This is a genomic window from Candidatus Pelagibacter sp. (assembly GCF_052049575.1).
Lineage (GTDB): Bacteria > Pseudomonadota > Alphaproteobacteria > Pelagibacterales > Pelagibacteraceae > Pelagibacter.
In genome coordinates this window covers 384,058-397,245 of the sequence record NZ_JBNGZQ010000001.1, presented here as the reverse complement: position 1 = coordinate 397,245, position 13,188 = coordinate 384,058, and the positions used below count along the sequence as shown (strand labels likewise).

13 protein-coding genes are annotated in these 13,188 nt (G+C 29.6%); 4 read left to right on the top strand and 9 right to left on the bottom strand.

Annotated elements, in window-relative coordinates:
- The first annotated feature begins 1 nt into the window (after window position 1).
- Window positions 2–562: a winged helix-turn-helix domain-containing protein gene (locus ACTT9C_RS02040; protein ID WP_440922842.1), complete on the top strand. Its 561-nt coding sequence runs from the start codon at window positions 2–4 to the stop codon at window positions 560–562.
- Here ACTT9C_RS02040 and ACTT9C_RS02035 read toward each other — a convergent pair whose 3' ends face one another.
- The 7 genes from ACTT9C_RS02035 to ACTT9C_RS02005 form a co-directional block, all read right to left on the bottom strand.
- Window positions 563–1,489: an adenosine kinase gene (locus tag ACTT9C_RS02035; RefSeq protein WP_440922841.1), complete on the bottom strand. Its 927-nt coding sequence runs from the start codon at window positions 1,487–1,489 to the stop codon at window positions 563–565.
- The gene (gene nth / locus ACTT9C_RS02030; RefSeq protein ID WP_440922840.1) at window positions 1,489–2,142 is read right to left on the bottom strand and encodes an endonuclease III; all 654 of its coding nucleotides are present in this window, start codon (window positions 2,140–2,142) and stop codon (window positions 1,489–1,491) included. Before nth ends, ACTT9C_RS02035 begins: the two co-directional genes overlap by 1 nt.
- Entirely contained in the window at window positions 2,142–2,924 is a 783-nt protein-coding gene (gene dapB / locus ACTT9C_RS02025; RefSeq protein ID WP_440922839.1) for a 4-hydroxy-tetrahydrodipicolinate reductase, read from the bottom strand. Before dapB ends, nth begins: the two co-directional genes overlap by 1 nt.
- Window positions 2,914–3,756 carry a sulfotransferase domain-containing protein gene (locus ACTT9C_RS02020; protein ID WP_440922838.1) on the bottom strand — a complete coding sequence of 281 codons (843 nt, stop codon included), beginning with the start codon at window positions 3,754–3,756 and terminating at the stop codon, window positions 2,914–2,916. The genes dapB and ACTT9C_RS02020 overlap by 11 nt, the downstream gene beginning before the upstream one ends.
- Before the next feature lie 66 nt (window positions 3,757–3,822).
- Entirely contained in the window at window positions 3,823–4,959 is a 1,137-nt protein-coding gene (gene dnaJ / locus ACTT9C_RS02015) for a molecular chaperone DnaJ (RefSeq protein WP_440922837.1), read from the bottom strand.
- 27 nt (window positions 4,960–4,986) lie between these two features.
- Window positions 4,987–6,912 (bottom strand): molecular chaperone DnaK, encoded by a 1,926-nt coding sequence (gene dnaK / locus ACTT9C_RS02010; RefSeq protein ID WP_440922836.1) that lies wholly within the window; start codon window positions 6,910–6,912, stop codon window positions 4,987–4,989.
- Window positions 6,913–6,972: 60 nt separating this feature from the next.
- Entirely contained in the window at window positions 6,973–7,611 is a 639-nt protein-coding gene (locus ACTT9C_RS02005) for a nucleotide exchange factor GrpE (protein ID WP_440922835.1), read from the bottom strand.
- A 36-nt stretch (window positions 7,612–7,647) separates the two neighbouring features.
- Between ACTT9C_RS02005 and rdgB the strand changes: the two genes are divergently transcribed.
- Complete coding sequence (gene rdgB / locus ACTT9C_RS02000; RefSeq protein ID WP_440922834.1) at window positions 7,648–8,250, top strand: RdgB/HAM1 family non-canonical purine NTP pyrophosphatase; 603 nt, start codon at window positions 7,648–7,650, stop codon at window positions 8,248–8,250.
- On the opposite strand, the gene ACTT9C_RS01995 is transcribed toward rdgB, so the two are convergent.
- Complete coding sequence (locus ACTT9C_RS01995) at window positions 8,234–9,388, bottom strand: ABC transporter substrate-binding protein (RefSeq protein ID WP_440922833.1); 1,155 nt, start codon at window positions 9,386–9,388, stop codon at window positions 8,234–8,236. The genes rdgB and ACTT9C_RS01995 overlap by 17 nt on opposite strands.
- A 34-nt stretch (window positions 9,389–9,422) precedes the next feature.
- Here ACTT9C_RS01995 and rsmI point away from each other — a divergent pair, with 34 nt between their 5' ends.
- Together rsmI and ACTT9C_RS01985 are read left to right on the top strand one after the other, a co-directional pair.
- Complete coding sequence (gene rsmI, locus ACTT9C_RS01990; protein ID WP_440922832.1) at window positions 9,423–10,286, top strand: 16S rRNA (cytidine(1402)-2'-O)-methyltransferase; 864 nt, start codon at window positions 9,423–9,425, stop codon at window positions 10,284–10,286.
- On the top strand, window positions 10,276–10,869 hold the full coding sequence (locus ACTT9C_RS01985; protein WP_440922831.1) for a BON domain-containing protein: 594 nt from the start codon (window positions 10,276–10,278) through the stop codon (window positions 10,867–10,869). Before rsmI ends, ACTT9C_RS01985 begins: the two co-directional genes overlap by 11 nt.
- Here ACTT9C_RS01985 and ACTT9C_RS01980 read toward each other — a convergent pair.
- Window positions 10,866–13,151 carry an NADP-dependent malic enzyme gene (locus ACTT9C_RS01980; RefSeq protein WP_440922830.1) on the bottom strand — a complete coding sequence of 762 codons (2,286 nt, stop codon included), beginning with the start codon at window positions 13,149–13,151 and terminating at the stop codon, window positions 10,866–10,868. The two genes, ACTT9C_RS01985 and ACTT9C_RS01980, sit on opposite strands and share 4 nt — an antisense overlap.
- Window positions 13,152–13,188: the final 37 nt, after the last annotated feature.

Here is a 13,188-nt window from a genome sequence, read left to right as displayed (position 1 = left end):
AATGAGTCCAAAAATATTAATCATTTTTGAACATCAAATTTTATTTGAAATATTAGACGAAATTCATAAAAGTTTAAATTTTAAAATAATTAAATGTAACAAAAATGAATATAAAAATATTCAATTTGACCCTAAAATTGATTACCTTGTTATTTCTAAAAAAAATATTACTGGTGTAAAAAATCTTTTAGTTTTAGAGGATAAAATAATTCAACTAAAAAAATTACTAGAAATTATCAATGTAAATTTTTTAAAAAATAAATTTTTGAAACAATCAAATATAAGAATTGGAAAATATAATTTAGATTTAAATTCTAGAATTATTTCCTTTAAAGATAAAAATTTAGATTTGACTGAAAGAGAAATAAATTTGATAATTTTTATTTATGATAAAAAAGATGTAACTGTAAAAGATTTACAAAAAAGTGTTTGGGATTATTCACCAGATCTAGAGACACATACAGTTGAGACTCATATTTATAGATTAAGAAAAAAAATGAATGAGGTTTTTGGTGATGAAAATTTTATATTAAATAATAATAGTAGTTATTCAATTCAATAATTAAATTCTTGCACCAACAATCTGGATAATTTTTGAGGACAATTCAGTTCCTTTTATAAGACACTCTTTTGTCTTTAAATTATTTATAATACCATGTAAATACCCAGCAGCAAAAAGGTCTCCAGCACCAGTTAAATCTTTAATTTTTAAATTTGGTTTAGCTTCAATTTCCTCAACTTGCTTATCATTAATTGAAATTGCACCCTTTGAACCTCTAGTAATTATAATATCTTTTTTTAATTCTTTAGAAAATGAAATAACTTCATTAAAATTTTTTGCATCTATTAAAGATAAAATCTCTTGCTCATTAGCAAAAATTATATCTAAGTGATTTTTTACTAGATCTAAAAAATGAGGCTTATGTCTTTCAACACAAAATTGGTCTGATAAAGACATGGCAACTTTTTTTGAATGAGTGATTGCTTTATCAAAAGCCTTTTTAGGACTTCCTTCATCCCATAAATAACCCTCTAAAAAAATCATATCTGCATTTTTAATTTCTTCTTCTTTAATGTCATTATCGTCGATTTTTCCTGCAGTTCCCAAATAAGTGCACATTGTTCTTTCAGAGTCTGGTGTAATTAAAATTAAGCAAGATCCGGTTGGAATTTTTTCGATTTTCTTTTTATATAGAAATTTAACCTTTTCTTTTTTCATTCCATCTTCATATTTTTGACCTAACTCATCAGCGCTTATTTTTCCAATAAATCCGACTTCATTTCCTAGCTGCGATAAACCTACAATAGAGTTAGCGACAGAACCACCCGAAACAGTTTGCTCAATCTTTAATGATGATAGTAAATTTTTGAATTCTGTCTCATCAACTAATTTCATTGTACTTTTAGTAAGAGAATGTCTTATTAAGAACTCATCTGTCACATTACAAAGTACATCAACGATAGCATTTCCAATTCCTAAAATTTTCATCAAGGTTTTTTTGCGATAAACGGTTTTTTTCGGTTAGGATAACAAGAAGTACAAATTTTACAACTTAATCCATAACAATCTCTTGCTTTACAGTACTCTCTTCCGTAATAAATTATTTGTAGATGTAGTTTGTTCCAATGCTTTTTTGGAAACAATCTCTTTAGATCATATTCAGTCTGAACTACATTTTTTCCATTTGTTAATCCCCACCTTTGAGCAAGCCTATGAATATGAGTATCAATAGGAAAAGCTGGATGACCAAAACCTTGGGACATAACTACACTAGCTGTTTTATGTCCAACGCCTGGTAGTTTTTCAAGTTCTTCAAAGGTTTTGGGTACTTTACCATTGTATTCTTTTAACAGTATTCTTGACAAGTTATAAATACTCTTTGCTTTAACTCTAAAAATACCAATTTTTTTAATTAAAGTTTCTATTTTTTTTCTTCCAAGCTTAACAAAGTGTTCTGGTTTGTGATATTTGGGGTAAATATTTTTAGTAACATTATTTACATTTACATCTGTACATTGAGCGGAAAGAAGAACAGATATTAATAGAGTAAATACATTTCGACTTTTAAGTGGAACTTTAATACTTGGGTATGTTTTATTAAGTATCTTTAGTATTATCTTTGCCCTTTGAATTTCATTCATTATTTGAAATTCATTAAGTCTCTCATGGAATACAAACCAGGTTTTTTCTTCATTAACCAACTGGCGGCTGTAAGTGCACCTTCAGAATAAAGTGCTCTATCAAATGCTTCATGATTTAATCTTATTATCTCTTTACCACTGGAAAATAAAACCTCATGTTCACCAATAATTTTACCTTTTCTAACTGAATTAAAGTTTATTTTTTTTCCGTAAGGAAATTTTTTTTTATTTAAATATTTTTTACCTATAATTCCATAGAAATTTTTATTTTTCCCTATTGCAATGCCCTGACCCAACATTAATGCTGTACCAGAGGGATGATCTTTTTTAAATTTATGATGAGCTTCAAAAACCTTACTTAGAAAATTATTACTCAAAGATTTTGATGCAATCTCAGTTAAATACATCAAAAGATTAATTCCAAGACTCATGTTTCCAGCTTTGAGAATTGGAATTATTTTTGAAATTTTTTTTATTATATTTTCTTCTTTTAAACTAAAACCTGTAGTCCCTATTATCACTCTTTTTTTTTGTTTGGCAGCAATACTGAGAACTTCAAGTGTACATTTTGGAATTGTGAAATCTATTATAACATCACTTCTCTTAAAGGCCTCAAAACTATTTAATTTTGGTAAAATACCGAGGATTTTTTTTCTTTGTAATTTATTTTCCGTTAGACTGTTAATTTTAAATCTTTTATCTTTACTTGCAGATTTGATTAATTGCTGTCCCATTCTACCTAGACATCCTGTAATGGTTAAATTTATTTTTTTAGTTTTCATATCGAAAGAATTTTAAGTCTTTTTTATAATATTCATTCATTTTTTTTATCATGTTTTCATCAAGATTTTTTTTCCAGTCGTTTTCTGGTCCTTGATAAAAGAATTTTATTTTTTTATTATCTTTAAGAGAATAAACATTTTCACTGAATTTTCCTTGATTTTCAATATCTTGAAGACTTTTAAAATTTGTTGTTTCTATAGCATTACTAAACTTTTTTGGATCTATCTTATCTTTAAACCTCATTAAGGTATTTATAAAAACCACTAATTTTTTGAAAGTTTGATGTGGATCTTTGATCATATCTTCATATCTTATTGTAAGCCTACGAAAATTTTTATTACTCATCCAAGACTGATAATTTATTCTCCAGGAATTAATTATATTTGTTTTTGCATAATTCTTCAAATGTGGGTAATCCTCTAATATTTTATTTTCATCTTGCATAAATTTTAATGCTCTTTCATAAGTTTCAAAATCATAGTGATTTTTTAATGAAGTGATGATGTTTCTTGGGTCTCTAATAACATGTATTACACCTAAAGAATATTCTGGTTTAGTAAAGTCGTTTCCGAAAGCAGTAATTAAAGAATTATGAGTTTTTAAAAATTTTACTTTTTTTTCATTACAAATGTTTTTTTGAGAGGAGTCCCAATGTTTATGAATTTCGTTTTTTTTTACGGTTTCTTTAAAAAACTGTTTATTTGGATAATCTTGTATTAAATTTAATTTATTAACATCAAAAATTCCATTTTCACAAAAATAATAGGCAATTACAAAAGATCTGACCCAGGTATTTCCACTTTTAGGATAAGATGCTATCCAAATTATCATTATTATTTTTTAAACTAGGAATCAATTAATTCAACTTAAATATCTTTGTTGATTTTAAACTATATGTTAATTCTTCCAAAAATCTTTAGCTTTTTGAAAAAATTTTTTAATACTTGGATTAGATTTTTCATTTTCTATTTCCCTAAATTTTTCTAAAAGATTTCGCTGCTCTTTGTTTAAATAAACTGGAACTTCGGTTTTAATTTGTACATACAAATCTCCAAAATCTCCTCTACGCATAAAGGGCATGCCTTTGCCTTTCAACCTAAATTGTTTACCATCTTGAGTTCCATCAGGTATCTTTATTTTTGCTTTTTTACCGTCGATTGTTGGTATTTCTATTGTAGTACCAAGTGCAGCATCTGCTATGGAAATTGGAAATTCAAAAAATAAATTTACATCAGATCTTTTAAATAATTCATGGGATTTTACGTTTATAAATAAATATAAATCACCGCTAGCACCGCCTCTTGTTCCTGCTTCACCTTTGCCAGCAAGTCTAATTCTTGTGCCATCATCAACCCCTTTGGGAATTGTCACAGACACTTTTTTTGAGGTTTGAGTATTTCCTTGTCCATTACAGTCTGAGCAAGGATTTGTTATTTCTTCCCCACTTCCTGCACATTGAGGACATGTTTGTTGAACTGTAAAAAAACCTTGATTAGATCTTACTCTACCGTTTCCTCCACAATAAGTACATCTATCAGGGCTAGACCCGGGCTTAGATCCATTTCCTTTACATGTGTTACATTTTTCTGATGTCGAAAATTGTATATTTTGTTTCTTCCCTGAGTAAGCTTCCTCTAATGTAATCGATAAATCATATCTTAGATCTGAGCCTCTATTATTTGAACTTCTTCCCCTAGAACTTCTTCTTCCACTTCCGAAGTCTCCAAAAAAATCTTCAAATATGTCCGAAAAATCTGCACCACTGAAACCTCCAAAACCTCCAAATCCACCTTGTCCACCACCACCATTTTCAAAGGCAGCATGACCAAAATTATCGTAATTTTCTTTTTTAGATTTATCAGAAAGAATGCCGTACGCTTCACTTGCTTCTTTAAACTTTTCTTCAGCTCCTTTATCACCAGGATTTTTATCTGGATGATATTTTACAGCTAACTTTCTATACGCAGATTTTAATTCTTCAGGGGATGCGTTTTTATTTACACCGAGGACGTCATAATAATCTCTTTTTGCCATTTAATACCCCGGACAGATAAATGTATGTTAAGCGCTCTTTTCTTTATTCTCGTCTTTTACTTCCTCAAAATCAGCATCAACAACATTATCCTCTTTTTTTCCTTTATCATCTTTACCATCATCTTTATTAGAATCCGGCTTTGTATTTTGTTGTGATTTATATATTGCTTCTCCAAGTTTCATTGAAGCTTGAACTAATGCCTCAGTTTTTTTCTTAATATCATCTGTGTTTTCACCCTTAAGAGCCTCTTTTAATTGACTTGAAGCATCTTCAATAGCTTTTTTGTCAGCTTCAGATACTTTAGAACCGTGCTCTTTAAGATTTTTATCTGTAGAATGAATTAAGGTATCTGCTTGATTTCTTACATCTACAGATTCTCTTTTCTTTTTATCAGCTTCTTTATTGGCTTCAGCATCTTTTACCATTTTCTCAATCTCTTCGTCACTTAAACCACCTGAGGCTTGAATTTGAATTTTTTGTTCTTTTCCAGTCCCCTTATCTTTCGCTGAAACGTTAACAATACCATTGGCATCAATATCAAATGTAACTTCAATTTGAGGAACACCTCTAGGTGCAGGTGCAATTCCAACAAGCTCGAAGTTTCCTAAAATTTTATTATCAGCTGCCATCTCTCTTTCACCTTGCAGCACTCTAACAGAAACAGCAGGTTGATTATCTTCAGCAGTTGAGAATACTTGACTTTTTTTAGTAGGAATTGTTGTGTTTTTTTCAATTAATTTTGTAGAAACTCCACCCAAGGTTTCAATACCTAAAGAAAGAGGAGTTACATCTAATAATAACACATCCTTGACATCGCCTTGAAGAACACCTGCTTGAATTGCAGCACCCATTGCTACAACCTCATCAGGGTTAACACTTTTATTAGGTTCTTTCCCAAAGAAATTTTTAACTTCTTCTATCACCTTAGGCATCCTAGTCATACCACCAACCATTACAACTTCATCAATTTCATTGGCAGTGATACCAGCATCTTTCAATGCAGTTTTACATGGTGGCATTGTCTTAGCTATAAGATTTTCAACTAGCGCCTCAAGTTTTGCTCTTGTAAGTTTTAGATTAATATGTTTTGGACCAGTTTTGTCAGCTGTAATAAATGGCAGATTAATATCAGTTTGTTCAGCTGAGGATAATTCAATCTTAGCTTTTTCTGCTGCTTCTTTTAATCTTTGAAGAGCAAGTTTATCTGATTTCAAATCTATTCCATTATCTTTTTTAAATTCTGTAATTAAATATTCAACTACAGAATTATCAAAATCTTCACCACCTAAGAATGTATCTCCGTTGGTTGATTTAACTTCAAAAACTCCATCACCAAGCTCAAGTATTGAAACATCAAATGTTCCACCACCTAAGTCATAAACTGCAATTTTCTTATTTTGTTTTTTATCTAAACCATAAGCTAATGATGCAGCAGTAGGTTCATTTATGATTCTTAAAACTTCTAGACCTGCAATTTTTCCAGCATCTTTTGTTGCTTGTCTCTGAGCATCATTAAAGTATGCAGGAACAGTTATTACAGCTTTTGTCACAGCTTGGCCTAAATATTTTTCAGCTGTTTCTTTCATTTTTTGTAAAATAAAAGCTGAAATTTGAGAAGGAGAGTATTTTTCCCCTTTAGACTCTATCCACGCATCTCCTTTTTCTGAGTTGACAATCTTAAATGGAGCAGCTTCTATATCTTTTTTAACAGTCGGGTCGTCAAAGTTTCTTCCAATAAGTCTTTTAACAGCAAAAATAGTATTCTCGGGATTGGTTACAGCCTGTCTTTTAGCTGGTTGACCTATTAATTTTTCTTTTTCATCGGTAAAGGCAACAACAGATGGTGTCGTTCTCGCGCCTTCAGCATTTTCCAAAACTTTTGCTTGGCTTCCTTCCATAATAGCCACACAAGAGTTGGTTGTTCCTAAATCTATTCCAATAATTTTACTCATAATAATTAATCCCACTCGTCATATATGTGTTATTTTTGATTCTACAAGCTGTTCCAATCATTATTTAGTCTCCGAATTCTCTCTAGTTTCCTCTGTTTTAGCTGATTTTTCTTGAGTTTTCTTAGCTACACCAACCAATGAGGGCCTTAGTAATCGATCTTTAATAGTGAAACCTTTTTGAATTTCTTGAATTATAGTTCCTGGCTCTTTTGTATCATCCTCAATTTCCATCATTGCTTGATGAAAGTTTGGATCTAATTTTTTATTTAAACTATCAATCTGTTTAATATCATTTTTGTTAAATATGGATATTAAATCTTTATGAATTATATCAAAATGTTCTAAAGTTTTTTTAAGCGCTTCAGAGTCTTTCAACTTTTCATCACTTTCTAAAATACTTTTGGATCTTTCAAAATTATCTATAAGGCTGAGCGCTTCTTTAGCAAATGAAAAACCTCCGTATTCAAAAGCATCTTCCTTCTCCTTCTCAAACCTTCTTCGTTGATTTTCCATTTCAGCAAATGTTCTAGCTAGTTTATCTTCAAGCCCTAGAATCCTTTCTTCTGGTGTTAGTTCTTTCTTGTCCTCTTCTTCTTTTTTATTATGATCATCTGTTTGATCCTGAGAGCTAGTAGATTGATTATTTTCTTCCTTAGCTAAATTTTCATTTTGGATGTTTTCTTTTTGCTCTTTTTCCATAAGAGCTTATATGGTAAGAAATTTAAGAATTTCCAGATGTTAAAAAAAAAAATATCAAAAATATTAATTGGCACAAATAACAAAGGAAAACTTAGAGAAATTAAGGGTTTATTGCCAAAATCAATTAAGACCTTTTCTACATCAGATTTTAATCTTAAAAGCCCAGCAGAAAATGGGCAAACATTTAAGGAAAATTCAATAATCAAATCTAAGTATTTTTCAAAAAAATCTAATTTAGTTTGTATAGCTGATGACTCTGGTCTTGAAATAGATAGTTTGGATAAAAAGCCTGGAATCTTTTCAGCCAGATGGGCAGGATCTAAAGGAGATTTTAATAAAGCGATTAAAAGAGTATATAAAGAGTTAGATAAAAAAGATAAGAATTGGAGAGCCAAAAAGATTAAAGCAAGATTTGTATGCGCGCTATCAATTTGTTATTTAGATGAAATAATTGCAAGTGTCATAGGAAAAATTGAGGGTCATATCTCAAATAAAATTAGAGGAAAAAATGGTTTTGGATACGATCCAATTTTTATCCCAAAAAAAAAGAAACAAACTTTTGGTGAAATGAAGTTTTCTAGCAAATTTAAAATCGATCATAGATCAATCGCATTTAAAAAAATTAAAAAATTTCTATAAGTTTTCCATCATTGATTTGATAAAAATTTAATTGATGATTAATTTTATTATCCTTGATTTCAAAAACTCCTATTTTCCCTTTAAATGTATTTTGAGTTTTAAACGATTTGTTTATTTCTAAAGCTTCATTTTTAAGTGATAGATAATATATTAATCCAACTAAATCATAACTCAGTAATGACAGATAATTTGGTTTATAATTAAATTTTTTAAAAAATTTATCAGTAAACTGATCCAAATTTTGTTTGTTTATTGAAGGGTAATAAATTGGTTGTAAATTACGTTCTTTTAACAAACTCTCATCAAACCATTGGTTTAAAGTAATTATATATTTTTTTTTTGGTGATACGTCGGTATAGAGTAATGAAGTAATAACACTTTTTAAACTTTCATCAAAATCTGCAACTACAACAGAATCAAATTTTACATTTCCAAGAGTGTATTTTTTTTCAAGGTTCTCTATAATTTTTTCTTTATTTGGATCATCAGAATTTTCAACTCGTGATATTTCGTCTAGTAGATTTTGTTTTCTTATTCCGTAATTTGTGATCTTCTCAATTTGTTTTGTTAATTTTGTAGGATCAATATTATAATTGTATTGTTTAAAAAATTTTATGTTTGAATCTTTAATTCCCTTTTTTACCTCTTGACCATAATTTAAATTAGGAATTAAAAGAATTGTTTTTTTTATTTCACTCTTTTCTAAAAATTTTTTAATTGTCTTAAGTTGCGAAGATGAGTTAATGCCACTGCTTATGATATTTTTATGAAGATCTAAAGTTTTGTTCGTTAAAGATAAAAAAGTGATATTTTTTACTTTATCTAAAAATAACAAGTTTTTATGAAAAACTGGACCGATAACCAATGATATTCCCATCTCCTCAAATTCTAGAGCTGAACGTAAAGTCACATCGGGATCTGACCTAGTGTCTTTAGGATATATTTCTATGTTACTATTTTTAATATCAATTAAGGCCATCCTGATAGAATTAAGTATTTGTTTTCCCAAAGACTCATCTTCTCCTGATAGCGGAGCTAATACTCCTATTTTAATTTTTGTTTCTTCAGAATATGAAATAGATGTTTCAAATGATAAAACAAAAAATATAGAGAAAAGAATTTTAAAAAATTTATTCATTTAATGATTTATATAATTTTAGTATTGTATAATTATGACTGTAAACCCCAAATTTCAAAATAAAGAAATTAAAAAAGGTCTATATATAATACCTACCCCGATCGGAAATTTAGGAGATATTACTTACCGAGCAATAGAAATTTTAAAAAATTCTGATTTTGTTCTATGCGAGGATACGCGAATTTCCAAAAAAGTGATGGTAAAATTTGAGGTAAAATCAAAATTATTATCCAATCACAAATTTAATGAAAAGAAAAATTTATCTCTAATTATAAATCATTTAAGGAATAATAAAATTGTATCTCTTGTTTCAGATGCTGGCACTCCTGGAATATCAGATCCTGGAGCCATTTTGGTTAGAGAATGTGTTAAGGAAAAAATAAATATTTTTCCATTACCAGGTCCTTCCGCGGTTAGTACTGCTGTTTCAATTAGTGGATTTTCTGAAAAATATTTTTTTTATGGTTTTTTTCCATCAAAATTAAAGAATATTAAAAATGATTTAAAATTACTTTCCCAGTTGGACTCTAGTATTGTTTTTTTTATTTCATCAAAAAAAATAAATAAGACCATTCCATTTCTTAAAGAAAGTTTTTCTGGTAGAGAAATTTTAATTTGTAGAGAAATGACAAAAATTTATGAGGAATATTTAAGATTTAAAATTGATGATTTAAAAACTTTAGATGAAAATTTAAAAGGTGAATTAACTCTTGTAATATCTGAAAAAAAAAAAATAAAAAAAAGTTCTCTTTTATTAAGTGAATCAGATAAAAATAATATAAGGAAAATGATTAAAAAATTAAGTATTAAAGAAATTGTAAACCTTATTTCTCAAAATAATGCTGTACCCAAAAAAATAATTTATAATTTTTGTTTAAAGATAAAAAATGAAGTTTAAAGTTTTAATATTTATATCACTAACATTATTTTTGTCAGGATGCGTTGGCGTTTCTTCAAAGGGAATTTTTGGAACGGGTGTATCAGTCGCACTAGATCCTAGATCCTTAGGTACACAAATTGATGACTCAATTATGCAAAAAAATTTATCAGCAAGAATATTATTATTAGATAAAAAATATTTTTTATCTATAAAATCAAAAGTCTTGGATGGAAGAATATTCTTAACAGGCAAAGTTGATAACCCTGAAGAAAAACTCCAAATAACAAAATTGGCTTGGGAAACAGAGGGGGCTAGATCTGTAAGAAATGATGTTAAGATTAAAGAGAAGTTTAACTTTCAACAATCTGCAAAAGATGTTTTAATTACTTCACAATTAAGAACTGCTTTAATTATTAATAAACAGATAAAGGCAACTAATTATCAAATCGACACATATAAAAAGAAAATTTATATTTACGGTATAGCTTTAACGTCAGATGAAAAATCACTTGTTATAGAGGAAGCCAAAGAAATATTGGATGTAGAGGATGTTGTGGCAAGTATTTTACTCGTAGAGGATCTAAGAATTCAAAAAAATTAATTATTTTTATAGTCAATTACATCTGCAGAATATGCAGCTATTGAAGCTAAATTAATAATTTCTGAAGTTGATGTTCTTAAAGGAGCAATTTCTATTGGAAGGCCTAAGCCTATTAGTAATGGCCCTATAACTTTAGCTCTACTCATTGATTTTATCATTTTATATGAAATAGCTGCACTATGTTGGCTTGGCATTATTAAGACGTTTGAATTTCCAACAATTTCCGAAAAAGGGTAAAGCTCTTTATATAATTCTTCTAAGGCAACATCTGGCTGCATTTCTCCATCAAATTTAAAATCAACTTTTTCCTTCTTTAAAATTTTAACTGCATCGCTTAGCCTTTTTGTTCTGTCAGTAGCTGGTTCTCCAAAAGTGGAATGAGATAAGAAAGCTACTTTAGGATCAAATCCAAATAATCTAACAACTCTAGCTGCTGATTTCGCCATTTCTGCTAGCTGATTTGCATCAGGATATTCGATGACAGAGGTATCGCATATAAAAATTGTTTTTCCTCTATTCACTATCAAATTTAGGCCAAACATTATTTCTCCAGCTCTAGGATCTACAACTTGAGTTATTTTTTCTAAAGATGAAGAATATCTTCTGGTATTTCCAGTAACCATAGCATCAGCATCCTTACATGCTACCATACAAGATGCCCAAATAACCCTATCATTTCGTATTAAACGATCACAATCCCGCTCAAGCATGCCTTTATTTCTTTGAAGTTTTCGAAAAAGATATTTTACATATTTTTCTCTTTTTTTAGCATCTTTTGAATTGGTAATTTCTATATCAAAATTTTCACTGTAACCAATTTTCTTTAATTGATTTTTAATTAGATCCTCTTTTCCAACTAAGATTGGCACTCCTAAGTTGGAGTTTTTAAATGCTATTGCTGCTTTAAGCATGTTTTCATCTTCACCATCTGCAAAAATTACTTTTTTGGGTTTCTTTTTTATATAGTTGTTAATACCCTGCATGATCGTAACTGTCGGGTCTAATCTTTGTCTTAACTGATCTTTGTAATTACCAAAATCTTTAATATTTATTCTCGCGACACCAGAATCTATTGCCGCCTTAGCTACTGCAGCAGGAATTACACTTATAAGCCTTGGATCAAATGTTGATGGAATTATATAATCTTTTCCATAATGTGGCCTCTCACCCCCCATTGCAGCAACAACTTCATCAGGAACTTCCTCTTTAGCTAGGTTTGCAATCGCGTGAGCGGCTGCGATTTTCATCTCCTCATTAATAGTTTTGGATCTTACATCCAATGCACCTCGAAATATATATGGAAAACCAATCAAATTATTTACTTGGTTTGGATAGTCTGATCTTCCAGTGGCCATGATGGCATCATTTCTTACCTCTGCAACTTCCTCTGGTTTAATTTCTGGATCAGGATTTGCGCATGCAAATATTATTGGATTTTTCCCCATAGTTTTAACCATATCTTTTGTCAAAGCTCCTTTTGCTGATAAACCTAAAAATACGTCGGCATTATTGATTGCATCTGATAATGTTCGATGCTTAGTTTCAATAGCATGAGCTGTTTTCCACTGGTTTAAATTTTCTCTTCCACTATAGATCACTCCTGTTCTGTCAACCATTGTAATATTTTTCTTTGGAACTCCACTTTTTTTAAACAAATTAGCACAAGCCATTGCTGATGCACCTGCGCCGTTGACAACTATTTTTACTTCATCAATTTTTTTTTTGGTAATATCCAGTGCATTGATTAATGCAGCTGTAGTTATGATTGCCGTACCATGTTGATCATCATGAAATACAGGAATATCTAAAATTTCTTTAAGTTTTTCCTCGATAATAAAACAATCTGGAGCAGCAATGTCCTCCAGATTAATACCTCCAAAACTTGGAGCAAAATTTTTAACACTATTAATTATTTCATTGTGATCTTGTGAGTCAATTTCAAGATCAATCGAGTCAATATCAGCAAACCTTTTAAATAATACTGCTTTTCCTTCCATAACAGGTTTTGAGGCTAAAGCTCCCAAGTTACCCATACCTAAAATTGCAGAACCATTACTAATTACTGCCACAAGATTTCCCTTACTTGTATAGTCAAATGCAGTTTCTGGATTTTCACTTATGGCTTTTACTGGTGCTGCTACACCTGGCGAATAAGCTAATGCGAGATCTCTTTTTGTAGTCATATTCTTTGAGGATGAGATTTCGATCTTACCTGGTTTATTATGACGATGATAATCTAAAGCTTCTTTATCTGTATAATGATCAATTTTTGTTTTTTTCATTTAGCTTAATTAGGTGTACAAATGAGGTAAATTTAAG

Bases quoted from the DNA above. Each gene is read 5' to 3' on its own strand.
- ACTT9C_RS02035 (WP_440922841.1), bottom strand. From the start codon at position 1,489: ATGAAAATTTTAGGAATTGGAAATGCTATCGTTGATGTACTTTGTAAT.
- rsmI (WP_440922832.1), top strand. From the start codon at position 9,423: ATGACTGTAAACCCCAAATTTCAAAATAAAGAAATTAAAAAAGGTCTA.
- ACTT9C_RS02040 (WP_440922842.1), top strand. From the start codon at position 2: ATGAGTCCAAAAATATTAATCATTTTTGAACATCAAATTTTATTTGAA.
- ACTT9C_RS01995 (WP_440922833.1), bottom strand. From the start codon at position 9,388: ATGAATAAATTTTTTAAAATTCTTTTCTCTATATTTTTTGTTTTATCA.
- ACTT9C_RS01980 (WP_440922830.1), bottom strand. From the start codon at position 13,151: ATGAAAAAAACAAAAATTGATCATTATACAGATAAAGAAGCTTTAGAT.
- dnaK (WP_440922836.1), bottom strand. From the start codon at position 6,912: ATGAGTAAAATTATTGGAATAGATTTAGGAACAACCAACTCTTGTGTG.
- ACTT9C_RS02005 (WP_440922835.1), bottom strand. From the start codon at position 7,611: ATGGAAAAAGAGCAAAAAGAAAACATCCAAAATGAAAATTTAGCTAAG.
- ACTT9C_RS01985 (WP_440922831.1), top strand. From the start codon at position 10,276: ATGAAGTTTAAAGTTTTAATATTTATATCACTAACATTATTTTTGTCA.
- rdgB (WP_440922834.1), top strand. From the start codon at position 7,648: ATGTTAAAAAAAAAAATATCAAAAATATTAATTGGCACAAATAACAAA.
- dnaJ (WP_440922837.1), bottom strand. From the start codon at position 4,959: ATGGCAAAAAGAGATTATTATGACGTCCTCGGTGTAAATAAAAACGCA.
- dapB (WP_440922839.1), bottom strand. From the start codon at position 2,924: ATGAAAACTAAAAAAATAAATTTAACCATTACAGGATGTCTAGGTAGA.
- nth (WP_440922840.1), bottom strand. From the start codon at position 2,142: ATGAATGAAATTCAAAGGGCAAAGATAATACTAAAGATACTTAATAAA.
- ACTT9C_RS02020 (WP_440922838.1), bottom strand. From the start codon at position 3,756: ATGATAATTTGGATAGCATCTTATCCTAAAAGTGGAAATACCTGGGTC.